The organism is Luteibacter pinisoli (assembly GCF_006385595.1).
Taxonomy (GTDB): Bacteria; Pseudomonadota; Gammaproteobacteria; order Xanthomonadales; family Rhodanobacteraceae; genus Luteibacter; species Luteibacter pinisoli.
This window is the reverse complement of record NZ_CP041046.1, coordinates 4,409,709-4,432,061: the sequence shown is the minus strand read 5'-3', so window position 1 is coordinate 4,432,061 and position 22,353 is coordinate 4,409,709. Positions and strand designations below refer to the sequence as shown.

Below are 22,353 nucleotides of genomic sequence, written 5' to 3'. Positions count from 1 at the left end.
CCGGGCGTTTTCGACTAACCGCCTTGGTATGCTCGGCACGACAAGGAGAGGCCATGAAAATAGCGATCGTGGGCTATGGAACGGCGGGGCAGGCCAGCGCCATCCTGCTCGGTGCCCAGGGGCACGAGGTTACCGTGTTCGAGAAGAGCCCGTCGCTGGGTCCGGTGGGTGCGGGTTTCCTGCTCCAGCCCACGGGGCTGGCGGTGCTGGACCGGCTGGGACTGGGCGAACAGGCCCTCGCCACCGGCCAGCGGATCGACGAGCTGCTCGGGCATACGCCGCGCGGCCGCGCCGTCATGGCCATGCGCTACGGCGACCGCCGCGAAGGCTGCTTTGGCCTGGGCATGACCCGTGGCGCCCTGTTTGAACTGCTGCGAGGCGCACACGCCGGCGCGGACCAGGTGCGCACCGGCGTGCACATCGTCTCGTACGATGCGGAGACCCACGTGCTGCACGACGACGCGGGCGGCAGCCATGGCCCCTTCGACCTCGTGGTCGCCGCCGACGGTGCGCATTCCGCGCTTCGTCCGCATTGCACGGGCAATGTCCGTCGCGCGTCGCTGTATCGGTGGGGCGCGGTGTGGTGCCTGCTTCGGATCGACGACTGGGCCACGCCCAACGTGCTTCGCCAGCGCTACGCCGGCACCCGGGCCATGATCGGCATGCTGCCCGTAGGCACGCGCCCCGGCCACGACGGACGCTGGGTCACCTTCTACTGGAGCCTGCCCGGCCACCAGGTCGACGCCTTCGACGACGCCGGCGTCGCGGCCATGAAGGCGACGGTGCATGGCATCTGGCCAGAGATCTCGCCGCATCTCGCCCACCTCCAGCAGGCCGGCCAGCTCAACCGCGCGCGCTACCGAGACGTGGTCCTGAAAGCCCCGCACCGCGGCCGCCTGGTGGTGATCGGCGACGCCGCGCACGCCATGAGCCCGCAGCTGGGGCAGGGCGTGAACATGGCCCTGCTCGACGCCGCGGCACTGGCCGACACACTGGCCGCCCACGCCACGCTCGACACCGCGCTGGAGGCCTACCGTCGGCAACGCCACGCGCACGTGCGCATCTACCAGCGCATGAGTCGCTGGCTGACGCCGCTGTTCCAGTCGGACTACACGGCGCTGGGCTGGTGCCGCGATGCCGTGTTTGGTCCGCTCGGCCGCGCCCCCGGTGCGCGCGGCGCGATGCTCAGCATCCTCACCGGGGAAGCGGGGCACCGGCCGACCATACCTTTGGTTGAGGGCGAGGCACCGGCCGATGGCATTACCCTCGACGCCAAACGCACCCAGGGAATTTCCGTATGACCCGTCTCCTCGCCGGCCTGGCCCTGTTCCTCGCGCTGGTCACGACAGCCGGCGCCGCCGTCCCCTCCTGGGGCGCGAAGCAATCCAGCCCGGCGGATACACCGCCCTCCGCGCTGAAGCCGGGCGAATGGATCTGGGGTGGTGCGCCGATGGCGCCGGGCCCGATGGCGGTGATCGTCAGCCTCACCGAGCAGAAGGCCTACGCGTACCGCAACGGGATCCTCGTTGGCGTGACCACGGTGAGCACCGGTAAGAAGGGCCACGAGACGCCGACCGGCGTGTTCACGATCCTGCAGAAGGACAAGGACCACAAGTCAAACGTCTACAACGCAGCGCCCATGCCCTATCAGCAGCGGCTGACCTGGGACGGCGTGGCACTGCACGCGGGCGGCCTGCCGGGATACCCGGAATCCCACGGCTGCGTGCACATGCCCACGGAGTTCGCGAAACTGCTGTTCGCCGCCACCAACATGGGCATGACCGTGGTCGTGGCCGAGGAAGGCACTGCGCCGGTGACCGTCGTGCATCCCAGCGCGGTGATCCCGATTGATCCGCGCAACGGTCGCGACCTGACGGTGGCGCCACTGATGAACGGCTCGATGTACAGCTGGAACCCGGACGCCTCGCCCACCGGCCCCATCTCCATGGTGCTGAGCGTGCCCGACCAGCGCGTCATCGTGCTCCGCAACGGCATCGAGATCGGCCGCGCGAAGGTCGAAGTCACCAATCCCCTCGTCGGCACCCACGCCTACATCGTCTCCGCCGGCTACATGGCCTCGGCGACACGCGAAGGCCTGCGCATGCCGAACTGGATCACCATCGGCATCCCCGGCCACGGCGACGAAGCCGGGAAGGTCGTCGACGAAGCGCTCGTCGATCGCGTGGCGGTACCGCGCGAGTTCATGGAGAAGATCCTCCCCGAGCTGAAGCCCGGCGATGTCCTCCTCGCCACCGACGAACGCATCCTCCCGTCAACCACCGGCCCGAAGCTCCAGGTCATCGACTCCAACCCGCCAGAGCATGCCCCGTAGGAGCTCACCCTGTGAGCGACATCTTTCGCCTCAATTCGGCAAAGGCAACGACATCGGATTGGCCTTGATGCTCGCACTCAACCCAGGAAACGGATCCACCCCCGTCTCATCCGTAATCGCATCAATCGACACCACCGTGCACACCGGCGCATCCACGTTCGTGCAACGCCACGCCGCCGCGCCACCCTCGGCCGGATCGTAAATCGCCTTCCAGGTGTAGTTCGGCACGATCACCGCATTCGCGCCGATGGTGTCCGGCGTCGGCCCGTCAAACCCCGGGCTGGTGACGACGAAGATCTCGCCATCGTCCAGCACCATGGTGCGCAGGCTGGTTTCGATGCGCTCCCACTTGCCCGTATTCAGGGTGTGGTTCTGCGGGACCATGTTCGCGAGCGAGAAACTGTCGCGCTGCGCCGTGGCATTGGGCTCGTCGCCGCTCGGCGTCATGTGGCCACGGTCGTAGCCGCTGCCTTTGTAATCGGCGAGGGCGGAACGATCTTCGGCGGGAATGCCGGTTTCCGCGTGGAAGGCGTCCTTGCGCGGCGTGTCCTGCGCATCTTCGATCTGCTGGGCCGTCAGGTGTTCCGCGGACCACAACGGGCCCTTGGTCACGCCCGATGCGATCAGCGAATACGCGTTGAAGCAGAGGGTCGTGGTGCGCTCAGCGAGCGAGCTGTCGACCAGGTCCGGTGCCTCGGACCCCTGGAACAGCTGCGGGCAGGACGATTCCGAGGCGTGTGCCGCACCGGCAAGCACAAAGACAGCAACGGCGCAGAAGGCGCGCGCATGGCGTTTGAACATGGTTGGTGTTCCCCAAAGAAATGACACGGAAGTCCCCTGTTCGCGAGCCCGGTCATTCTTGCCATGTTGCGTGACACCTGCGGTGCACGATGTCGCCGGTAAATGCGACCACGTTCACGCTTTTGCGCTTATCAATCGTTCGTTCAGCGATTGAAGCCGTTTTCGCCTATCGCTTCGGCCAGGTAATTCACGAATGACGCGATGCGCGCGGAGATCGCCGTGTTGCGGTAATACACTGCGTTGATCGGCTGACGATGTTCGACGTTCTGCTTGGGCAATACTTCGACCAATGTACCTGCGCGTCGATCTTCCCAGGTCATGAAATCCGACAGGCAAACGATACCGTTGCCACCGAGTGCCAGATGGCGCAACGTCTCGCCGCTCGACGTGGATATCGTGGGCTTGATATGCACCGGCTGGCGCTTCGCATCGAGCAGCGGCCACTCGTTCAGTGCATCGGGTTCAGTGAAACCGAGCAACGCATGGGCGTCGAGGTCCGCGACCTTGCGCGGCGTACCGTGCTTTTCCAGATACGCCGGGCTGGCAAGCAGCCGGATGCGGCTACTACCGATGGCCTTGGCATGCAGCGTCGAATCCTTCAACCGACCGATGCGCAATGCGACATCAGTGCGCCGTTCCAGCAGGTCGATATAGCCCTCGCTGGTATGCAATTCGAGTTCCACATCCGGAAAGCGCTCGCGATAGCCCGCCACCAGCGGTGCCACGACGTGCAGCATGAACGGCGTCGCCGCATCCACCCGCAGCCGGCCCGCCGGCCGCGATCGCCGCGTCGCCATCGCTTCCTCGGCCCCTTCCACGGCAGCGATGATGTCCCGCGCCCGTTCAAGGAACGCCTCACCCTCGTCGGTCAGCTCAATCCGCCGCGTCGTCCGCCGGATCAACGTCGTCTGCAGCTTCTGCTCCAGCCGCCCCAGCGTCCGGCTCGCCGCCGACACCGTCTGGTCCAGTTGCTGCGCCGCACTGGTGATCGAGCCCGCATCGACCACGGCGATGAAGTTCTGGATTTCGTCGAGGGTGATATTCATCGTTGCGTTCGCGGTAAGTATTACCTGCTTATACGCGGCTTTACGATCAAAGGTAAGCTTTACAATGAGCCGACATCCTCACCAGTGAGATGGGCGGCACGCTGGCCGTCGCGCCGTCTGAACGCGGGACGGCAATTGCGCTGCTGCGAGTTCCTCTTGGGAAATGGATTCGCGCACCCAGTCGGCATGCGCGGCCAAGGTCGCACTCGGGCGGCGACCGCTCTTTGTTCCGCCTAGCGGACCGCCAAGGGGTAGGATCACCCCGACCCGTACGTCGGTGTCGTCCCTTATGGTCCGTAACGCCGGGACCATGTCGCTATCGTTAGAGACGAGGACGACTTGATCCACCAAGGCCGCCCTCGCGTCCCTGTACATCGTGACGGCCAACGAGACGTCAGTCTCCTTCTCCTCGATGCGCCAGATCTTCACCCGGTCACCGATGTTTGGCGGGGTCACGTGGCGTAGTGCCTGAGCGGACTCAACTGAAAATCGGCCTTCCGTGATTGCGATGCGGGGATTTTCCCGCAAAGCCCGGATGTACTCGGCCTGTGCATTAGTGGATGCCTGGCCTCGCCGGGACAATGATCCTTTGATAGGTGACGTGAAGTACTTGACTCGGAGCAGTTCGCTCCCCGGCGCGGCGCCCGCGATCATTGTGGTGAGCAAGGCCTCAAGGTCGAGCCACTTGTACTGCGTCTTCTTCAGGCAGTTGAAATAGAGGTTGTGTCCATCCACGTAGGCAATCGTGCGCATGATTTCTCGTCCATGAAAAAGAAAACACCGGCCTGAGCCGGTGTTTCCGCCCCAAGCTTGATCGCAATGCTGCGCGCACAAGGGGATCGTCGTAAGGCGATTCTGCCGTCTCGGCAGTGGCGCAGCAATCGGTCAATGTCGACGCGCTACGTAGGCTATATCTGACCTCCGTCGGCGCCGGCTCGTCCGTAGGCTCCGCACAAATGAAAACACCGGCCGAAGCCGGTGTTTTCGCCCCAAGCCCGGTCGCAATGCTGCGCGCACAAGGGGATCGTAGTGGGGGTATTTTGGCCTGGCTTGCGAGCTTCGACAATCAGCGGACTTCGACTGGATGCGTAGGCGAAATCTGACCTCATCCGTCACCACGGTTCAGTACGCCAGCCCTCGGCACTGGCCCAGTAGCGGTGCGTGAGCCCCAGCGCATCGAGAAATGCGACGTCGTGCGACACGACGATCAACGCACCGGTGTATTCCCGAAGCATCGCTTCCACAGCTTGCACAGACGGCAGGTCCAGGTGATTGGTGGGCTCGTCGAGCAAGAGTAGTCGGGCAGGTGGCGTGGCGAGGATGGCCAGGGCGAGGGCGGCTTTGAGGCGTTCGCCGCCACTGAGGTGGGCGGATGGGGTGGTGACCGTCGCGGTATCCAGGCCGAGCAGGGCGAGTCGGGTGCGCAGTTCGCCTTCGCGCAGGCCGGGTGCGGCGTTGGCGAGTTGTTCGAGTACGGTTTGCGTCGGGTTGAGCTGGTCGAGGCGCTGGTCGAGGCGGGCGAACGGGACGAACACCTCGACGTTGCCTGCTGCCGGTGCTATTTCGCCGGCGAGGACTTTAAGCAGGGTCGACTTGCCGCTTCCGTTCGGGCCGGTGATGCCGATGCGCTGGGCGCCGTAAACCGTAAGGTCGACCGCGCGAAGTGCTTCCGGCCCCCACGGAAGGGTGACCTGGCCCAGCCGTGCGACGCGGCCTTGTGATGCCGGGCCGTCGGGCGCGCGCAGGACGACCGTGGTATCCCGCATGACGGCCGACGCCGCTTCACCCACCCGTTCGTTGAGCTGCGCCCGCGTACTCGCCTGCTGCTCGCGAAGCTTGCCGCTGGTGACTTCACTGCGTTCCTTGCGTCGGCCGAGAAGAATGGGCGGCAAGTTCGCTGTTTTTCCTGCACGATCACCGCGGGCACTGCGTCGTGCGTGGTTTTCGTTCTGCTCGCGTAGCGCCTGTTCCCCACGTCGGCGCTCGGCCCGCGCGCTGTCGAGTTCGCGTTGCGTGGCCTCGCGCTCATGCGCCTTCTGTTCGGCGTAAAAAGCGTATCCGCCACCGTACGAACGCAGGCCACGCTCACTCAGTTCCAGCGTCCGCGTCATCGTATCGAGCAAGGCGCGATCGTGGCTGATGACCAGCAGGCCGCCGCGCCATGTGGCCAGCCACGCCATCAGTGCCGCGCGGTTGTCGGCATCGAGATGGTTGGTGGGCTCGTCGAGGATCAGGTAGCCCGCATCTGCCAGGCGTGCGCCAAGGAGGGCCACGCGCATGGCTTCACCGCCGCTGAGGCGTGTCGCTGGTATATCCGCCGTGAGATGGGCCAGGCCGGCATCGGTAAGCGCATCGGTAAGCCGGGCGCGCATGTCCCAGCGTGTGCCGACGGCATCGAAATCAGCCGCATCGACGCTACCCTGTTCAATCCGGGACAGCGCCGCCAGTACATGATCCACGCCCGCCAGCGAAGCGACCGTACCGTCGCCGGCACCCACCTGCTGCGCAAGGTAGTGCACGTTCACGCTGCGCTGGCAGCGCCCGGACGACGGAAGCAACGCACCGGCAAGCAACTGGCCAAGCACGGACTTGCCCACGCCGTTACCGCCGGCAAGCCCGGTGGGTCTGTCGTCGAGGGTTTCAAAAAGATCGCGGAAGAGAACCCTGCCATCGGGCAGGACGAACGAGACGCTTTCCAGCGTCAGTAAAGATGCAGTCATGGATGTCACCTGGCATGCCGGGCACTCCCCGCGAAAACGGGGCGGGAGGAGGGCGGACCGTCAAAAGGACGGTGGCATTACTGGCGCATCGGACGCATACCTTTGCAGGAGGGCAGGTGGGCGCATTCTAGCGCGCCCACCTGAACCGGGCGATCAGGCGCGGCTGATCGAGGCGCCACCGTCCACGAGCGAGGCGGTGCCGGTGACGAACGACGCATCGTCCGAGGCCAGGAACAGCACGGCGCGGGCCAGTTCATCGGGCGAGGCCACGCGACGCAGGGCATGCAGCTTGTACATATATTCCTGCGACTCGGGCGTGCTGTTCATCTCCAGGTACATGTCGGTCTCCACTGCGCCCGGGAGCACCGCGTTCACGCGGATGTTGTCCGGGCCGTATTCAGCAGCGAGTGCCTGGGTGAGGCCGACCACGCCGGCCTTGCTCGCGGCGTAGGCCGCCGTGCCCGGGAAGGCAAACGAATAGCCGACGAAGGTGGAGGTGAAAATCACCGAGCCGCCGCCGTTCTTCAGCATCTGCGCCACCTGGTGCTTGGCGCCGAGGAACGAGCCGGTCAGGTTGATATCGATCGCCTGGGCCCAGCCTTCTTCGCTGACCTCCGTGCTCGGGCCGGTCTGGCCGAGGGTACCGGCGTTGTTGAAGGCGATATCGAGGCGGCCGTAACGGGCGACGGCGAGGTCGACCAGCGCTTTCGCATACGCCTCGTCGCGGACATCACCGGCAAGGGCGACGGCGTGACCGCCCGCGGCTTCAATTTCGGCAACCAGCGACTGCAGTTCGGCGTCGCGGCGAGCGCCGACGACCACCTGCGCACCTTCGGCGGCAAAGAGCTTCGCGGTGGCGCGGCCGATACCTGAGCTGGCACCGGTGACGATGGCGACCTTGTGGGCAAGACGGGACATGGTGGCACTCCGGGTGGTTTTGGGATGCGCACAGGTTGCGCCGGGCGGGGGCGGATGACGTTCCACGCCACGCGCCGGGAATGTTCGATGGCGTCGAACATGACGACGGGCATGCAGCAAAAGGCGCATCCTTGGGACTTCCTCCCCACGGACGACTCCCATGCGCGCCATCGACTTCAGTGACTTCGGCGAGCCTTCGGTGCTGCAGCTGGCGGAACTGCCCGACCCCGTGGTCCGGCCCCACGACCTGCTGGTGCGCGTGCATGCCGCCGGCGTGAACCGTGCCGATGTGCTGCACCGCGTGGGCCACTACGGCCGCTCGGACTTCGGCGATTCCACCCTGATGGGCCTGGAGATCGCCGGCGTGGTGGTGGCGATGGGCAGCGACGTCCGCACCTGGAACCTCGGTGACCGCGTGATGGGCATTGTCGGTGGTGGCGGTTATGCCGAGCTGGCACGCATCGATTACCGCATGGCGCTGCCGATCCCCTCCGGCGTGGAGTACGTGGAGGCCGCCGCGATCCCCGAGGTGTTTGTTACCGCGCACGAGGCGCTGGTGCACCTGGGCCGGCTGGGCGCGGGCGAGACGGTGCTGATCCACGCAGCCGCGAGCGGGGTGGGCTCGGCGGCCGTGCAGCTGGCCAAGGCCTGTGGTGCGCGCGTGTTCGCCACGGCACGCGGCAGCAAGCTGGATCGCGTGCGCGAACTCGGTGCGGATGTCGGCATCGATTACACCTCCACGGATTTCGCCCAGGCGATCCAGGAAGCCACCGACGGCCACGGCGTGGACCTGATCGTGGACTTCGTCGGCGGCACGTATTTCGAGCGCAACCTGGCCTCACTGGATTTCGGCGGGCGGCTCGTCCAGGTCGGGATGCTGGGCGGCGGCGACATGCCCGTGATCGACCTGCAGCGGCTGTTGTATCGCCACCTGCATATCTTCGGCACGGTGATGAAGTCGCGTCCGCAGGCGGAGAAGCAGGCCATGACCAAGCGCTTCCGCGACACCTGGCTGGATCACTTCAGCAGTGGCCTGCTGCTGCCGGTGGTGGATAGCGTGTTTCCGCTGGCGCAGGCCGCCGACGCGCACCGGCGGATGGAGAGCAACGAGAGCGTCGGGAAGATCGTCCTGCGCCCCTAGTTCCTACACGAGCGGCCCGTCGTCACGCGGCGCGTCATCGTCAAGCAGCGCGGCCAGGCGCACCAGGCTCGCCTTCAGTCGCGCGCGATCACGCACGCCACCCAGTGAAATGCGGATCGCCTCCACCGCCGGCGTATTCGCGGCAAAGGCCGTCGAGGGCGTCACCGCCAGGCCTTCCATGCGTGCCGACGTGGCCAGCGCCTGCGCTGTCCAGCGCGCGGGCAGCGGCAGCCACACGTGGATGCCCTCGCCCGGCTGCGTCGGGTCGAGCGGCAACGTGTTCACCGCGATGCGCCGCCGCTCCGCCGCTTCGCCGCGCACGCCCTCGACGATGCGCGCGGCCGTGCCGTCGTGGATCCATTGCGTGGCCAGCGAGGTCATCACCGGCGTGGACATCAGCGCCAGCGAGCGCAGGCAGGCAAGGAAACGCGCGCGCGTCTCGCGGTCGGGGGCCACGACGTACGCCGTGCGCAATCCGGGTGTCAGGGCCTTCGACAGCGTGGAGACGTAGTACGCGCGCTCGGGCAGGCGCGCAGCGAGCGGGGCAGGCGCGCGTGCGGCAAGCAACCAGTACGGGTCGTCCTCGATCAGCGTCAGGCCCAGCCGGCGCATCACGGTGACGAGCGCGTCGCGACGCACCTCGCCCATCGTGGTTGCCGTGGGATTGCGCAGCGTCGGATTGAGATACACCACGCGCACGCCGAGGGCCGCGGCCTCTTCGAGCGCTTCGGGCAGCATGCCCTTCGCATCGGCGGCGATGGGCCATACGCGACGGCCCAGCTGTTGCGTCGCCGCCAGCACGCCGGGGTAAACGAGCGGCTCGCAGGCGATGGCGTCGCCCGGTTCCGTCAGCGTGAGCAGCAACGCGGACAAGGCCACCTGCGCGCCGGGTGAGATGACGATGCGCTCCGGGTCCACCTTGCCCAGTGGCGTGGCGAGCCACGCGGCGCCGGCCTTGCGATCCGCCTGGGTACCGCCGCCGGGGTGGTAGCTCATCAGCGCGTGGGTATCGGTATGGGTAAGCACCTGCTCGAAGCCATGCTGGAGCAGTTCGCGCAGGTCCACGCCCAGGGGTGGCGGCGGCAGGTTCATGCCCAGGTCGAGCATCTCCGACGTCTCGAAGCGCGGGGCCGAGACAAACGAGCCCATGGCGCCACGGGCGTGCAGGAGGTTGCGCTCCCGGGCTTCCGCGTAGGCACGGGTAATGGTCGTGAGGTCGACGCCCAGGGTGCGGGCCAGTTCGCGCTGCGGTGGCAGGCGATCGCCCGAGCGCAGCCGGCCCTCGGCGATGGCCTTCTCCATGAAGCGGACGATCTTCAGGTAGCGCGGGCCCGCTTCGTCCAGGGCCTCCCGCCACTCGGCGTCTTGTATGGACATGGCCATGCCACCTTGTCGTCGATGTATGGATTTCCCTGAGGCCTAGTATGCGCCTGGGCTTCGGGAATATCCCTACATGGTCAACCGGCGATCGCGAGGTCGATGGCGTGCGCGAGCTTGGCCCGGTCGAACGGCTTGTCCAGCCGCAGCATGCCGGGGAACGCGTCCATGGCCAGGTCCGCGTAGCCCGTGGCCAGCACGATCGGCAGGCCGGGACGTGCCCCGCGGGCGACCAGGGCCACGTCGGCGCCGGTGATCTTCGGCATGGCGTAGTCGGTGAGCAGCACGTCGTAGCGGTCCGTGCCGCGTAGCAGGTCGATGGCGCGGTCGCCGGAGGAGGCGGCCGTCACTACGTGGCCCATGTCTTCAAGCAGAGCTTTCAGGGTCGACAGCACCAGCACGTCGTCGTCGACGGCGAGCACGTGCAGCGCTTCGACGGGTGCGGTCATCGGCGACACGGCGATCAGCGGTTGCGGCGCATCGGCAAGGACCGGGCCCACGATGGGCAGCCAGATGTCCGCACGCGTGCCGACTGCCGGCTGGCTGCGCAACACCAGACGGCCACGCGACTGCGCGGCCAGGCCGTGCACCATGGAGAGGCCCAGGCCGGTGCCCTTGCCCACGCCCTTGGTGGTGAAGAACGGGTCCGTCGCGCGGGCCAGCGTGCGCTCATCCATGCCCGGGCCCTGGTCGATCACCGCGAGGCGGACGTAGCGGCCCTCCGGCAGGCCCGGCACGTCGGCGTGCGGGGCTTCCATCACATCCGCCTCGATGGCGATGCGGCCGCCTTCGTCGCCGTAGGCGTCACGCGCGTTGACCACGAGGTTGAGCAGGGCCAGTTCGAGCTGGTGCGGATCCACCAGCACGCGGTCCAGCCGGAAGGCGAAACGCGTGGCCAGCTGGAAGCGCGCCCCCAGCGTCCCGTCGATCAGTTCGGACATGCCGTAGACGAGGTCCACCAAATCCACGGCCTGCGGCTTGAGCTCCTGTTTGCGGGCGAAGGCCAGCATGCGCTGCGAGAGGTTCTTGCCGCGGGCCACGCCAGCCAGTGCCGCACCCATCAGGTTCTGCACGCGCTCGTCGGTGGGCAGGTAGCGGCCCAGCAGATCCAGCGAACTCTGGATGGCCATGAGGAGGTTGTTGAAGTCGTGGGCCATGCCGCCGGTGAGCTGGCCGATGGCTTCCATCTTCTGCGACTGGAACAGGGCCTCGCGGGCTTCTTCCAGCTGGGCGGCGGCGAGGCGCTGCTCGGTGACATCCCGCGTGACCTTGGCAAAACCGATGATCTGGCCGTCGTCGCCCAGGATGCGGTCGATGATCACGTGCGCCCAGAAGCGGGTGCCGTCCTTGCGCAGGCGCCAGCCCTCGGCCTCGACCCGGCCTTCCGTCGCGGCCAGGCGCAGGTTGCGCTCCGGCTCGTGGGCGGCGCGGTCTTCCTCGGTGTAGAAGGCGCGGTAGTGCTGGCCGATGATTTCGGCGGGCGTGTAGCCCTTGATGCGCTGGGCACCGGAATTCCAGCTGGAGACGACGCCCTCGGGGCTGATCATGTAAATGGCGTAGTCGGCCACGCCGTCGACGAGAAGGCGAAACTGGGTATCGCTCGAACCCGCTTCGATAGTTCCCTCACCCATCTCGATCCCCCACCCCGTAAAACGTCGTGCAGCATGGACTCGTGGCCGTCCTTCCGCCAGCCCCCGGTGGCGGGCATTCCCCAAAGTTAGTGCTGGGCGGGTTACGGGCGCGTGCAAGGCGGTGCCTCACATCCTCACAACGTGGCGTGGCCCATCGTGGGTACTCCCTGCTGAGGACACTGCCATGACCGACCATGTGTACAAGTCCGTGGAACTCACCGGTACCTCCCCCGACGGCATCGACGCGGCGATTCGCTGCGCCATCAGCCGCGCCTCGAAAACCATCCGCGACATCCGCTGGTTCAAGGTGCTGGAAACGCGTGGGTACGTGGAAGACGGCAAGGTGGCGCACTGGCAGGTGACGCTGTCGGTCGGCTTCACGCTCGAGGACTGAGCTAGCCCTCGCGGCTGGCGACCAGGACGCGCACGGCTTCCGTCGTTTCCGGCGTGCTCGGGTTGTAGACCATCAGGGTGAGGTCCGGGCGGCCTTCCACCGCGAAGGTCGAGAACTCCAGCTCGATCGGGCCGAGCACGGGGTGATGCAGTTTCTTCAGGCCATCGCCGTGGCTGGCGATGTCGTTGTTGCGCCACAGTGCCGCGAATTCCGGGCTGCTCAGAGAGAGTTCGTCCACCAGCTGGGTGATCTCGGCCGTGGCGCCCGCACGCGCGGCATCCGCACGGAACGACGCGACGACGAACTGCGCCACGCGCAGCCAGTCGTCTTGCGCCGCGCGCACGCGCTGGTCGGAAAACATCATGCGCAGGATGTTCCGCTTCTCGCGCGGCAGCTTCGAGTAGTCGGTGAGCAACGCCGCGGCCGGGCGGTTCCATGCCACCACGTCCCACGTCGCCGTGCGCAGGATCGCCGGGCTGGTGGGCATCGCGTCGAGCACGCGCTGCAGGCGCGGGCTGATGCTTTCCGGCTCGCGGTAGCGCAGCTCCGGCGGGTGGCCCAGCGCCAGGATGAACATGTGTTCGCGCTCGGGCTCGGTGAGCATCAACCCGGACGCGAGCCGGTTGAGTACCTCCGCCGAGGGCGCGCCGCCGCGGCCCTGTTCCAGCCACGTGTACCAGGTCGGGCTGATGTGGGCGCGTTGCGCCACTTCCTCACGACGCAGGCCCGGCGTTCGTCGGCGGCCGGCCGCGAAGCCAAACGTCGCCGGGTCGAGGCGCGCACGACGGTCGCGCAGGAAGCTTCCGAGGGGATTGCCGGTATCGGTAGGCATGGGGAGGCGGGTGATGCTTATAACAGGATAATGTCACTACTTTACCATGCTGACGTGCCTGCGCAGACTGGGCCTCACTCCTCCCACAGGTGAGTTCCCATGCGTATCTTCCTTACTGGCGCCACCGGCTTCATCGGTTCGCGCATCGTCCCCGAGCTGCTTGCCGCCGGCCACCAGGTGCTCGGGATGACCCGTTCCGATGCGGGTGCCGCGTGGCTCACCCGCCAGGGCGCCGAGGTCCATCGCGCGACGCTGGAAGACCTCGACAGTATCCGCGCCGGCGCCGCCAACGTGGATGCCGTGATCCACACCGCCTTCGACCACGATTTCGCCAACTTCGTCGCCAACTGCGAGAAAGACGCGCGTGTCATCGCTGCGCTGGGTGCCGTGCTGAAGGGTTCGTCGCGGCCGCTGCTGATCACCTCGGGCACGGGCATCGGCCAGGCCGGCCCGCACCTGCCGGCCACCGAGGACGTCACCAACTTCGCCCACCCGAACCCGCGCATCGCCTCGGAGAAGCAGGGCAATGCGCTGCTCGATGCAGGCGTGAACGTCGCCGTCGTGCGCCTGCCGCAGGTGCACGACACGAAGCGGCAGGGCCTGATCAGCCCGTTCATCGACATCTCCCGCGAGAAGGGCGTGGTCGGCTATGTCGGTGATGGCGGCAACCGTTGGCCGGCGGCGCACGTGGACGACGTGGCGCGCCTGTATCGCCTGGCCATCGCGCAGGCCGAGCCGGGTGCGCGCTATCACGCGGTGGACGAGGAAGGCGTGGCGGTACGCGATATCGCAGCCGTCGTCGCGGAAGGCCTCAACCTGCCGTTGAAGTCGCTGTCGGCCGAGGAAGCACCGGCGCATTTCGGCTGGCTGGGCATGTTCGCGGGGCTCGACCTCGTGGCATCGAGCAAGGTCACCCGTGCGCGCCTCGGCTGGACGCCCACCGGCCCGTCGTTGCTGGACGACCTGCGCCACATGGATTTCGCCGTCACCGCGTAAGCAGGCATGTCACTTCTGGTGAATGGCGGTAGCCGGCCCCGAGGCGTAGGTTGTTGCGACCACGTCGGGAGGGGCCTGGATGGCAGATCGGATATTCAGCGCGAGACGAGTTGCCTGCGGCGCATGCGCGCTGGGCGGATGGGTGTTAGCCGCCATGGCGAGCCCACCGCCCGCCGTGCAGGGTCCGGGGCTGGTGGTGACATCCCGGCCCTGCGACTTCGGTAATGCGCCACTCGCGCCCGGGCCCGCCTGCCTGCTGGCGCGCCAGGATATCGGCGCACTACCCAACGGGCCGGTGTATTGGCACATCGAGACGTTTCCCGACGAAGCCAGTGCGCTGCTGGCGAAGGAAGCCAGCGGCACGGTGGTCATGGATTTCGGGAAGGTCTGGCTGTTCACCATCGCGCCGAAAGACTGGACGGCCAAAGCCGGCACGCACGTCGCCACCATCGGCCCGCTTCCCGTGGCAAAGGCGGAGGACTTCAGCGCCGAGTACGTGCACTCCTTCTTCGCACCGGGCACGAGTGCACCGATACACAAGCATTCCGGTCCCGAAGCGTTCTACGCCATCGATGGCGATACGTGCCTTGAGATGCCCGGCGGTGCCCAAACCGGCCGTGGCCCGGGCAACACCGTCGTCATGCCGGGAGGCGAGCCGATGTTGCTGATGGCTATCGGCAAGGTACCGCGCCGCGCGTTCGCGCTGGTGCTGCACGACTCGACGCTGCCCGCGACGACACGGGTCAACGACTGGACACCTGCCGGTGTGTGCGCCGCGAAGCAAGCAGCCCCCTAGACCGAGGCGCTGGCGACCTGGCGTTGCCACCGTGACATCGCGGCAAGCGCCACGGCGTAGCACACCGCACCGGCATACCAGACGAAACCCGGGCAGCTGGCGCGGAAGGCGAAGTACGCCGCGCTGATGACGACCGGGCCGACGACGGTGACCAATCCGGTGACGCTGGCGAGCAAGCCTTGCAGGCGACCCTGGTGCGCTTCGTTGGTGGATGCGCTCATCATCGATTGCAGCAACGGCGAGGCGATGCCACCGACGCAGAACAGGGGCATCAGCGCGAAGGCCATCCAGCCCTGGAAGGCCATGGCGATCAGCACATACGCGGTGGCGTCGCTGAGCATGCTGACGATGGCCGCACGCCGTTCGCCGAGCCACGCGGCCAGAGGCCCCGCGACAAAGCCCTGCATCAACGCATGGAAGAAGCCGAAGCAGGCCAGCGATATGCCGACCATCGCCGGCGTCCACGCAAAGCGGTCCTCGCCGTAAAGCACCCACACCGTGCCGCCGACTTCGCCGACCAGGCACACGATGGCGAAGGCCACGAGGCACGGCGCCGTGCCCGGCAGCTGGCGTGCCCACAGGAGCGCAGACAGTGGATTGACGAGCAGGGGCGCGTTCTCCGCCGGCGCACGCACGTCATCCTTCGGCAGGGTGAGCGCGATCCACGCCGCATTTACCGCGGCAAGAACGCCCGCGGCGACGAACGGCATGCGCACATCCATGCCACCAAGCACGCCGCCCAGCAGCGGCCCGACGATGAAGCCAACGCCCATGCACGCACCGAGCTGGCCGAAGCGCCGCGAGCGCTCCTCCGCCGGCGTCGTGTCGGCGATAAACGCGGAGACCACCGGCGTGCTCGACCCGAACACACCCGCCAGCGCACGGGCGGCTAGCAGCCAGCCGTACGACGGGGCCACGGCCAGCGCCGCGTACGCGAGCGCCTGGCCCAGCAACGACACCAAGAGCACCGGCCGGCGCCCGAGGCGATCCGACAGCGCCCCCACGGCCGGTGCCAGCAGGAACTGCATCAGGGCATAGATGCCGATGAACACGCCGAACCGCCAGCCAAGGTCGACGCCCAGCCCGACGTCGCCCAGCAGGGCCGGCATGACGGGCAGCGTAAGCGCCACGCCCATGGCATCAAGGGCGGCGGTGCAGAGGACGGCGGCGAGGACGGGCTTCATGCGCGGGTGAATCGTGGTAATTTATCGATGATAAGGCATAGTTTATAGGTGATAAATAGTGGCGCGCAAGGCAGGCACCCGGCTGGACCCGGCCCAGATCGTCGAGACGGCCCTTGATTTGCTCGACGAGGTGGGCCTCGACGGGCTATCCACCCGGCTGATCGCGGAGCGCATGGGGGTGAAGCAGCCGGCGTTGTACTGGCACTTCACCAATCGCCAGGCCTTGCTCGATGCGATGAACAACGGGCTGATGCGAAGCCGTGTCGAGCGTGAGCCTCGTGCGGGTGAAGCCTGGGATGCGTTCCTCCTGCGCAACACGCGCAGCTTCCGTGCCGCGCTGCTCAGCCGCCGCGACGGTGCGCGCGTCCACGCCGGCACACATGCCGACCCGGGTGACGTCGCGGTAGTGGAGCGACAACTCGCCTTGCTGGTGGGTGCCGGCTTCAGCGCGGGCACGGCGCTCGACGTGCTGGTGGCCTGCAGCCGCTACACGGTCGGTTGCGTGCTGGAGGAACAGGCGGAAGCGCAGCGCGTGGACGACAGCGCACTCGTCGAAGCCGCCGCACCGTTCCCGCTCACCGCGGAGGCCGTGTGCCACTATCACGCGCATGGCCACGACAACGCCTTCGAAGACGGCATGCAACTGCTGCTCGACGGCGCCCGCGCGCGGCTGGCGCGCTTGAGGTCGTAAGCGCTGGTGCTAGGGCTGGTGCTGCAGCACCTTGCCCGGCGCGTCGCCGGCCGAGTCGGTGATGACCAGGTAACGCCGCGCCGTTGAAGCGGGCGTATCGACCAGCTGGCGGATCGGGCCGGACGCATTGACGATAGCCGCGCCCGCCGGATTGCTCATGAAGCGGGCCAGCGGCTGGAGGTTGCCGCCGGTCGGGGCATCCGCCAGCGCCACGAAGTAAGGCTTCTTCGGTTCCAGCCCCGTCACGGCCGCCTGCAGCACCTGCACCAGGCCCTGGTCGAACAGGGTGACGTGCGTGCGCTCACCCGTGCCATCGCGGAGCACCAGTGAATAGGTGTTACCGGCGATACCCAGCTGGGCGAGCTTCGCGTCGGCGTCCGGACTGGCCGCGGCGCCGGATACAAACGCCAGTGCCTGCGGTGCCTGGCCGATGGGGATGGTGGCGATGACCTTGTTCGTGCCCGTATCGATCACGGCGAGCTTGTCGTCGTTCTCCAGGCCCACGTAGACGCGCGACCCATCGGAGGAAGGCCACACGCCGTGCGGCATCGCGCCGACAGGGATGGTGGCCACGGTGCTGTAGTCAGCGACGCGCAGCACCTTTACCTGGCTCAGGCCACCAATCGTGACGTAGGCATATGTCTTGCCCTTTACGTTGGCGAAGTTCACGTGATTCGCAATCGGGCCCATGTCCATCGTCTTCAGGACGGTGAAGGGCGGCAACGCGGAAAAAGCCACGAGCTTGCCGGTGTCCTTCTGCGTGAACCACACCTGCTTGCCATCGGGCGTCACCGCAATGTTCGGGCAGAACGGGCTTGGCTGCTTCACCTCACCGACCTGGGTGCGGCTGGCGACTTCAATGACCACCGTGATCGGATTGAACGAGGAGCAGATGTACGCGTACTTGCCGTCGGGGGAGAAGATCGTCATGCCCGGGCCGCCGGGAGTCTTTACCCGCGCGACTTCCTCATACGTCTTCGTATCCAGCACCGAGACATAGTCCTCGCCGCGCACCGTCACCCACACCGCCGTGCCGTCGGGTGTGAAGAAGGCTTCGTGTGGGGAGCGTCCGACATACGTGGTGTGCTTCACCGTATTGGTCGCGGTATCGACGAAGCTCACGCCATTGGAGCCGATCGACACGATGGCGAGAGTTTTGCCATCCGGCGAGAAGCCCATGCCGTGGGTAAGCACCTGGCCTTTGTAGAGCGGGGCAAAGTTCATCGGCTGCGGTTCGCCCAGCCGGATGACCCCAAGCAGCTTGTTGTCGACCGGGTCCGTGACCGACACCGTGTTGGAGAACTGCTCGGCCGCATAGACGCGGTCAGCGTGGGTGATCGGCTGATCCGGTTTGCCCCAGGGTGCCTGTTGCGCCATGGCGGTAGCGGGCAGCAGGACAAGAGCCAGGGCGAGTCGGGTGACGATGTTCACGGGGATTCCTTGCCGGCGTGTGCGCGCGGCGCGGTGGCGGTCGTGGGTGCGGGCGCGGAAGGCGGCAAGGGCTGGCCGAGGGCCAGGCGCATCGCCGCGATTTCCTGCTGCTGGTCGACGATGATTTCCTGGGCGATGCGCTTCAGGTGTTCATCGTGGCCGTACTTGAGTTCCGCCACGGCCATGTCGATGGCCCCCTGGTGGTGCGCCACCATCATCGCGACGAAGTCGTGGTCCACGTTACCCGTGGCCTTCACGTCCATGCCGGTCATCATGGTTTCCATGGCCCGGTCGGTGAGCGCATGGAAGCCGTCATCCGGCGTGGGCGGCGCCGAGCCCGAGACAGCCCCGGCAACAAGGCACGTCACCACGAACAAGCCGGCCGCGAGCTTCACGTCACGCATTCTCGAAACACCGCCATGCGGAGAAGAGTGCCGCATTCTCGGCACGGCGGTTAAGCCAATACTTGCGCCGGATGGGGTCGGATTGTCGAAACTTATCCTATTCCGTCGGCGGCGCCGGGCGTCGCGACTGCACCCGAGTGGCTCGCTCGCGTAGAGGCATAGCGGCGCCGCAGCGCGCGGTTCAACGGATCGCCGATCCACCGGGCGATAGCCCAGGCGAGCAGGGCGGAGAGCCCGAAGAACACGGCCAGCATGGGCAGCTTGCTTTCAACGGGCATATCGGCGCGCGGGATCAGGTCGACCGTGATGCCGAGCACCACGATGTGGAACAGATACAGCTCGTAGCTGTGCGACCCGAGCCATGCCAGCGGGCGGCCCAGCGTGCGGGCGATGGCGCCGGCTTCGAGTCCCGCTACTGCGATGAGGAACAGCGCCGTCGAGAGGCCGAGGAAGGTGGCGCCGAGCGCCTCGTTGCCACCGATGCCCTGCATGTAGATGCAGGCGATGCCGATGCAGGCGAACACGCCCAGCACCCGCCGGGCCATGTTCGACAGCCGAAGGTCGCGCGCCACCATGGCCGCCACGCAACCAAACGTCAGCATATCGACGCAGGCGAGATTCCCGTAGAGATAGAACAGCTCGTCATCGTTATGGATAAAGCGATAGACCGGCGCCACCACCACGCTCACTACGGCAAGGCCGATCAGCTGCCAACGCCGCCGCACGAACAGAAGCACCAGCGGGTACAGCAGATAGAACACCTCCTCCACCGACAGCGACCAGTAGATGTTCATCGCGTAGTTGAAGTAGCCCTTCGCCTCCATGAGGAGGTTGTGCCAGAACGTCAGCACCGAAAGGTTCGCGATGAAGAAATAACCGTTACCGAAATCCACGCCATCGGCGTGGTTGGAGAAGTGCGACATGCCCGCCAGCCCGAGGATTGTAATGACCACGAGGGCCAGCACCACCAGCGGGTAAAGGCGGAAGAAACGCAGCTTGTAGAAATGCCCGACGTCCACGCCGCCCAGCGAGCCATACCGCGCAACTATATTGTTCGTGATCAGGAAGCCCGAGATCACGAAGAAGATGGAGACGCCGTAATTGCCGTTGTAGAAAACGGTCCGCAGCGTATCCACCGAGAACCAGTCCCGCAGCGGGCTGGTCTGCAGCCGGTACGACAGGCAGTAATGCAGCAGCATCACCAACACGATGGCGACCCCGCGCATCATGTCGATATAGAGATTGCGACCCGGCGGAGGCTGGTCGGCACGGGACATGGCTGAAGGTCTCAGGCAAGGAAGAGGGCGCCGGCGATCATCGCATACCGGCCTCGTGCCGCACGCCTTTATGCGTTCTTTACGCCCGTGGCTCGTCGCGCATAACCCTTTTTACGGCCGTCGGCCGATCCTTTGCATGTCGCCATTACCCAGGTCCGTCCATGTCCATCCTCCTTGTCGTCGCCCCGATGCTCGCCAACCCCCTTCCGCCGGTGGCCAACAGCACGATGATGACCTTGTGGGACCGCGCGCAGGCCGAAGGCGAAGACCTCCTGTGGCGCCCTTGCGACGATATGGGCGACGTCATCCGCTGCCTCAGCTGCCAGGGTGACGCCGCGGCGGACCTCATCCTGCTGGACATCGATGCCGACGCCATCGCCGCCCCGGATATCGAGCCGCTGCGCCACGCGCTGAACGCGTGCAAGGTGCCCGTCATCGAAGTGCACGACGACAGCCGCGAAGGTGACCTGGCACGTATCGCGCCCGGCCACGCCTCGGTGGTGAGCATCACCGTCCCGGGCGATCGCAACGCCGGCTACGGCATGGCGCTCTCGGTGGGGCTGCGCTACATCGCCCAGCAGCGGCGCATGGCCGCCTGAGTCGCACCCTTGCCGTACCGCGCATGCAGACCACCCGGATAGCGCTCTACGTCCTCGCCGGCTGCGTGATCACTACGCTGGTCGCCTCACAGCTCTTGCGCGTGTTCGACGTGACCAACGTGGTGATGGTGTTTCTGATGAACGTCGTCATCGCCGCACTGTACTGGGGGCGTGGTGCGGGTGCGCTCTCGGCGCTGCTCAGCGTGGGGTGTCTCGATTTCTTCTTCGTGCCGCCGGTGTGGTCGTTCCACGTCTCGGACACGCAGTACCTCTTCACCTTCGTGTTGATGCTGGCCGTGGCGCTGGTCACCGGCCACCTCATGGCCGAGCTGCGCGAGCGGACCCGGCGTGCCGCCGTGCGTATCGAAGGCGAGAAACTGCGCAACGCCCTGCTGGCCTCCGTCTCCCACGACCTGCGCACGCCGCTGGCCGCCATCCGCGGGATGGCTGGTGTGATGGGTGATGGCGAGCTCCCCCGCGCCATCGCCGCGCAGGCAGACAGCATGCAGCGGCAGATCGCCAACCTGCTCGATACCGCCCGCATGCAGGACGGCGGCGCACGGCTCGACCGCCAATGGCATGCGCTGGATGAGCTGGTCGGCGTGGCGCTGGCGGAGGCGCGCCTGGGTGAGCGGCATGTCGTGCTGGCGCTGTCGCCGGACTTGCCGCTGGTCGATGTCGATGCCGTGATGTTCGATCGCGTGCTGGCCAACCTGCTGGACAACGCGGGCAAGTACACGCCATCGGACGCGACCCTCTGCATCCGCGGCGCGTACGACGGCACGCACATCCGGCTGCACGTGGAAGACGACGGCCCGGGGTTTCCCGCGGGCGTCGACCCGGCCACGATGTTCACCGCCTTCGAGCGCGGCGAACGGGAGTCCACGGTGCCCGGTGTCGGCCTCGGGTTGTCGCTCGCGCGCCGCATCATGCAGGCACATGGCGGCGCCATCAGCGCATCACGGCGCTACCCCTCGGGCGCCGTCTTTACCCTCACCCTGCCGCGGGGCCAACCGCCCGCCATCGAACGGGAACCGATGCCATGAACGTCCCTCGCATCCTCGTCGTGGAAGACGAATCCGATATCCGCCGCTTCCTCCGCCTCGCCCTGGAGCGCAAGGGCATGGCGGTGTTCGAAGCGGACGACGCGCAGCGCGCTCGGATCGAAGCGGCCACCCGCCAGCCCGAGCTCATCGTGCTTGATCTCGGCTTGCCTGATGACGACGGCAAGGCGGTGATTCGTGATGTGCGCGGCTGGTCGTCGTGCCCGATCATCGTGCTCTCGGCGTGCGACAGCGAAGCGGAGAAGGTGGCCGCGCTGGAAGCTGGCGCAGACGACTACCTCGCCAAGCCCTTCGGGGTGCCCGAACTCGTCGCCCGCGTGCGTGCCCAGCTGCGCCGCGCGAGCCTGGCCGGTGACAAGGGCACGGCCAGTGCGCGGGTGAGCTTCGGCGACGTCGAGGTCAATCTCGCCACGCACGAGGTGTCACGAGCGGGCGGCGCCGTGCACATCACGCCGATCGAATTTCGCCTGCTCGCCTCGCTGGTGCGCGGGCAGGGCAGGGTGCTCACCCACAAGCAGCTGTTGCTTGATGTTTGGGGGCCGGGCTATGCCACGCGACCGCACTACGTGCGCGTGTACATGGCCAACCTGCGACAGAAGCTGGAGCGCGAGCCCGCACGCCCGCGCCACCTGGTGACGGAACTGCAGGTGGGCTACCGGCTGGCAGGCCTGGCCTGAGCGCGATCTTGATATCGCCTTGATACAAAGCCTGCAAATACG

22 protein-coding genes are annotated in these 22,353 nt (G+C 66.8%); 10 read left to right on the top strand and 12 right to left on the bottom strand.

The annotated features are described in order from the left end of the window. Positions 1–53 precede the first annotated feature (53 nt). Both FIV34_RS20100 and FIV34_RS20095 read left to right on the top strand, forming a co-directional pair. Entirely contained in the window at positions 54–1,301 is a 1,248-nt protein-coding gene (locus tag FIV34_RS20100) for an FAD-dependent oxidoreductase (protein ID WP_139985255.1), read from the top strand. After that, positions 1,298–2,332, top strand: coding sequence for a L,D-transpeptidase (locus tag FIV34_RS20095; RefSeq protein WP_139985254.1), 1,035 nt, complete (start codon positions 1,298–1,300; stop codon positions 2,330–2,332). The genes FIV34_RS20100 and FIV34_RS20095 overlap by 4 nt, the downstream gene beginning before the upstream one ends. A gap of 30 nt (positions 2,333–2,362) precedes the next feature. Here the strand turns inward: FIV34_RS20095 and FIV34_RS20090 are convergent, their stop codons facing one another. The 5 genes from FIV34_RS20090 to FIV34_RS20070 all read right to left on the bottom strand — a co-directional run bounded on the left by FIV34_RS20090 (position 2,363) and on the right by FIV34_RS20070 (position 7,817). Next, positions 2,363–3,133, bottom strand: coding sequence for a DNA/RNA non-specific endonuclease (locus FIV34_RS20090; RefSeq protein WP_139985253.1), 771 nt, complete (start codon positions 3,131–3,133; stop codon positions 2,363–2,365). A gap of 143 nt (positions 3,134–3,276) precedes the next feature. Next, positions 3,277–4,179, bottom strand: a complete 903-nt coding sequence (locus FIV34_RS20085) for a LysR substrate-binding domain-containing protein (protein ID WP_139985252.1) — start codon at positions 4,177–4,179, stop codon at positions 3,277–3,279. A gap of 78 nt (positions 4,180–4,257) precedes the next feature. After that, positions 4,258–4,932 (bottom strand): NYN domain-containing protein, encoded by a 675-nt coding sequence (locus FIV34_RS20080; protein ID WP_139985251.1) that lies wholly within the window; start codon positions 4,930–4,932, stop codon positions 4,258–4,260. Between the two features lie 359 nt (positions 4,933–5,291). After that, entirely contained in the window at positions 5,292–6,899 is a 1,608-nt protein-coding gene (locus FIV34_RS20075; RefSeq protein WP_139985250.1) for an ABC-F family ATP-binding cassette domain-containing protein, read from the bottom strand. Between the two features lie 153 nt (positions 6,900–7,052). Beyond that, positions 7,053–7,817: an SDR family oxidoreductase gene (locus FIV34_RS20070; protein WP_139985249.1), complete on the bottom strand. Its 765-nt coding sequence runs from the start codon at positions 7,815–7,817 to the stop codon at positions 7,053–7,055. 160 nt (positions 7,818–7,977) lie between these two features. On the opposite strand from FIV34_RS20070, the gene FIV34_RS20065 reads away from it, so the two are divergent. Further along, positions 7,978–8,958, top strand: a complete 981-nt coding sequence (locus tag FIV34_RS20065; RefSeq protein ID WP_139985248.1) for an NAD(P)H-quinone oxidoreductase — start codon at positions 7,978–7,980, stop codon at positions 8,956–8,958. Positions 8,959–8,961: 3 nt separating this feature from the next. Here FIV34_RS20065 and FIV34_RS20060 read toward each other — a convergent pair whose 3' ends face one another. Then, entirely contained in the window at positions 8,962–10,335 is a 1,374-nt protein-coding gene (locus FIV34_RS20060; protein ID WP_211352667.1) for an aminotransferase-like domain-containing protein, read from the bottom strand. Between the two features lie 80 nt (positions 10,336–10,415). Beyond that, positions 10,416–11,966: a PAS domain-containing sensor histidine kinase gene (locus FIV34_RS20055; protein WP_139985246.1), complete on the bottom strand. Its 1,551-nt coding sequence runs from the start codon at positions 11,964–11,966 to the stop codon at positions 10,416–10,418. 184 nt (positions 11,967–12,150) lie between these two features. Between FIV34_RS20055 and FIV34_RS20050 the strand changes: the two genes are divergently transcribed. Then, positions 12,151–12,360, top strand: coding sequence for a dodecin (locus FIV34_RS20050; RefSeq protein ID WP_139985245.1), 210 nt, complete (start codon positions 12,151–12,153; stop codon positions 12,358–12,360). Position 12,361: 1 nt separating this feature from the next. Here FIV34_RS20050 and FIV34_RS20045 read toward each other — a convergent pair whose 3' ends face one another. Beyond that, on the bottom strand, positions 12,362–13,192 hold the full coding sequence (locus FIV34_RS20045; RefSeq protein WP_139985244.1) for a helix-turn-helix transcriptional regulator: 831 nt from the start codon (positions 13,190–13,192) through the stop codon (positions 12,362–12,364). 99 nt (positions 13,193–13,291) lie between these two features. Here FIV34_RS20045 and FIV34_RS20040 point away from each other — a divergent pair, with 99 nt between their 5' ends. Beyond that, positions 13,292–14,188, top strand: coding sequence for an SDR family oxidoreductase (locus tag FIV34_RS20040; protein WP_139985243.1), 897 nt, complete (start codon positions 13,292–13,294; stop codon positions 14,186–14,188). A 154-nt stretch (positions 14,189–14,342) separates the two neighbouring features. Then, positions 14,343–14,984, top strand: a complete 642-nt coding sequence (locus tag FIV34_RS20035; RefSeq protein ID WP_139985242.1) for a cupin domain-containing protein — start codon at positions 14,343–14,345, stop codon at positions 14,982–14,984. Here FIV34_RS20035 and FIV34_RS20030 read toward each other — a convergent pair. Next, positions 14,981–16,168 (bottom strand): MFS transporter, encoded by a 1,188-nt coding sequence (locus tag FIV34_RS20030; protein ID WP_139985241.1) that lies wholly within the window; start codon positions 16,166–16,168, stop codon positions 14,981–14,983. The genes FIV34_RS20035 and FIV34_RS20030 overlap by 4 nt on opposite strands. A gap of 58 nt (positions 16,169–16,226) precedes the next feature. On the opposite strand from FIV34_RS20030, the gene FIV34_RS20025 reads away from it, so the two are divergent. Further along, on the top strand, positions 16,227–16,859 hold the full coding sequence (locus FIV34_RS20025; protein WP_139985240.1) for a TetR/AcrR family transcriptional regulator C-terminal domain-containing protein: 633 nt from the start codon (positions 16,227–16,229) through the stop codon (positions 16,857–16,859). A 9-nt stretch (positions 16,860–16,868) separates the two neighbouring features. On the opposite strand, the gene FIV34_RS20020 is transcribed toward FIV34_RS20025, so the two are convergent. From FIV34_RS20020 to FIV34_RS20010, 3 genes are all read right to left on the bottom strand, one after another. Next, complete coding sequence (locus tag FIV34_RS20020) at positions 16,869–18,290, bottom strand: YncE family protein (RefSeq protein ID WP_246058698.1); 1,422 nt, start codon at positions 18,288–18,290, stop codon at positions 16,869–16,871. Beyond that, complete coding sequence (locus FIV34_RS20015; RefSeq protein WP_139985239.1) at positions 18,287–18,694, bottom strand: DUF305 domain-containing protein; 408 nt, start codon at positions 18,692–18,694, stop codon at positions 18,287–18,289. Before FIV34_RS20015 ends, FIV34_RS20020 begins: the two co-directional genes overlap by 4 nt. A gap of 92 nt (positions 18,695–18,786) precedes the next feature. Next, positions 18,787–19,971, bottom strand: a complete 1,185-nt coding sequence (locus FIV34_RS20010) for an acyltransferase family protein (RefSeq protein ID WP_139985238.1) — start codon at positions 19,969–19,971, stop codon at positions 18,787–18,789. Between the two features lie 161 nt (positions 19,972–20,132). Here FIV34_RS20010 and FIV34_RS20005 point away from each other — a divergent pair, with 161 nt between their 5' ends. Genes FIV34_RS20005 through FIV34_RS19995 form a run of 3 tightly spaced genes read left to right on the top strand, consistent with a single transcriptional unit; the run spans position 20,133 to position 22,311 of the window. Further along, on the top strand, positions 20,133–20,570 hold the full coding sequence (locus FIV34_RS20005) for a hypothetical protein (protein ID WP_139985237.1): 438 nt from the start codon (positions 20,133–20,135) through the stop codon (positions 20,568–20,570). A 23-nt stretch (positions 20,571–20,593) separates the two neighbouring features. After that, positions 20,594–21,616 carry a DUF4118 domain-containing protein gene (locus FIV34_RS20000; RefSeq protein ID WP_139985236.1) on the top strand — a complete coding sequence of 341 codons (1,023 nt, stop codon included), beginning with the start codon at positions 20,594–20,596 and terminating at the stop codon, positions 21,614–21,616. Next, on the top strand, positions 21,613–22,311 hold the full coding sequence (locus FIV34_RS19995) for a response regulator (protein ID WP_139985235.1): 699 nt from the start codon (positions 21,613–21,615) through the stop codon (positions 22,309–22,311). The genes FIV34_RS20000 and FIV34_RS19995 overlap by 4 nt, the downstream gene beginning before the upstream one ends. Positions 22,312–22,353 lie beyond the last annotated feature (42 nt).

What these genes read in the sequence shown, in the direction of transcription:
- FIV34_RS20100 (WP_139985255.1), top strand. Translation starts at nt 54, where the DNA reads ATGAAAATAGCGATCGTGGGCTATGGAACGGCGGGGCAGGCCAGCGCC.
- FIV34_RS20000 (WP_139985236.1), top strand. Translation starts at nt 20,594, where the DNA reads ATGCAGACCACCCGGATAGCGCTCTACGTCCTCGCCGGCTGCGTGATC.
- FIV34_RS20050 (WP_139985245.1), top strand. Translation starts at nt 12,151, where the DNA reads ATGACCGACCATGTGTACAAGTCCGTGGAACTCACCGGTACCTCCCCC.
- FIV34_RS20085 (WP_139985252.1), bottom strand. Translation starts at nt 4,179, where the DNA reads ATGAATATCACCCTCGACGAAATCCAGAACTTCATCGCCGTGGTCGAT.
- FIV34_RS20090 (WP_139985253.1), bottom strand. Translation starts at nt 3,133, where the DNA reads ATGTTCAAACGCCATGCGCGCGCCTTCTGCGCCGTTGCTGTCTTTGTG.
- FIV34_RS20045 (WP_139985244.1), bottom strand. Translation starts at nt 13,192, where the DNA reads ATGCCTACCGATACCGGCAATCCCCTCGGAAGCTTCCTGCGCGACCGT.
- FIV34_RS20040 (WP_139985243.1), top strand. Translation starts at nt 13,292, where the DNA reads ATGCGTATCTTCCTTACTGGCGCCACCGGCTTCATCGGTTCGCGCATC.
- FIV34_RS20060 (WP_211352667.1), bottom strand. Translation starts at nt 10,335, where the DNA reads ATGTCCATACAAGACGCCGAGTGGCGGGAGGCCCTGGACGAAGCGGGC.
- FIV34_RS20080 (WP_139985251.1), bottom strand. Translation starts at nt 4,932, where the DNA reads ATGCGCACGATTGCCTACGTGGATGGACACAACCTCTATTTCAACTGC.
- FIV34_RS20035 (WP_139985242.1), top strand. Translation starts at nt 14,343, where the DNA reads ATGGCGAGCCCACCGCCCGCCGTGCAGGGTCCGGGGCTGGTGGTGACA.
- FIV34_RS20095 (WP_139985254.1), top strand. Translation starts at nt 1,298, where the DNA reads ATGACCCGTCTCCTCGCCGGCCTGGCCCTGTTCCTCGCGCTGGTCACG.
- FIV34_RS20055 (WP_139985246.1), bottom strand. Translation starts at nt 11,966, where the DNA reads ATGGGTGAGGGAACTATCGAAGCGGGTTCGAGCGATACCCAGTTTCGC.
- FIV34_RS20030 (WP_139985241.1), bottom strand. Translation starts at nt 16,168, where the DNA reads ATGAAGCCCGTCCTCGCCGCCGTCCTCTGCACCGCCGCCCTTGATGCC.
- FIV34_RS20015 (WP_139985239.1), bottom strand. Translation starts at nt 18,694, where the DNA reads ATGCGTGACGTGAAGCTCGCGGCCGGCTTGTTCGTGGTGACGTGCCTT.
- FIV34_RS20010 (WP_139985238.1), bottom strand. Translation starts at nt 19,971, where the DNA reads ATGTCCCGTGCCGACCAGCCTCCGCCGGGTCGCAATCTCTATATCGAC.
- FIV34_RS20075 (WP_139985250.1), bottom strand. Translation starts at nt 6,899, where the DNA reads ATGACTGCATCTTTACTGACGCTGGAAAGCGTCTCGTTCGTCCTGCCC.
- FIV34_RS20005 (WP_139985237.1), top strand. Translation starts at nt 20,133, where the DNA reads ATGTCCATCCTCCTTGTCGTCGCCCCGATGCTCGCCAACCCCCTTCCG.
- FIV34_RS20070 (WP_139985249.1), bottom strand. Translation starts at nt 7,817, where the DNA reads ATGTCCCGTCTTGCCCACAAGGTCGCCATCGTCACCGGTGCCAGCTCA.
- FIV34_RS20065 (WP_139985248.1), top strand. Translation starts at nt 7,978, where the DNA reads ATGCGCGCCATCGACTTCAGTGACTTCGGCGAGCCTTCGGTGCTGCAG.
- FIV34_RS19995 (WP_139985235.1), top strand. Translation starts at nt 21,613, where the DNA reads ATGAACGTCCCTCGCATCCTCGTCGTGGAAGACGAATCCGATATCCGC.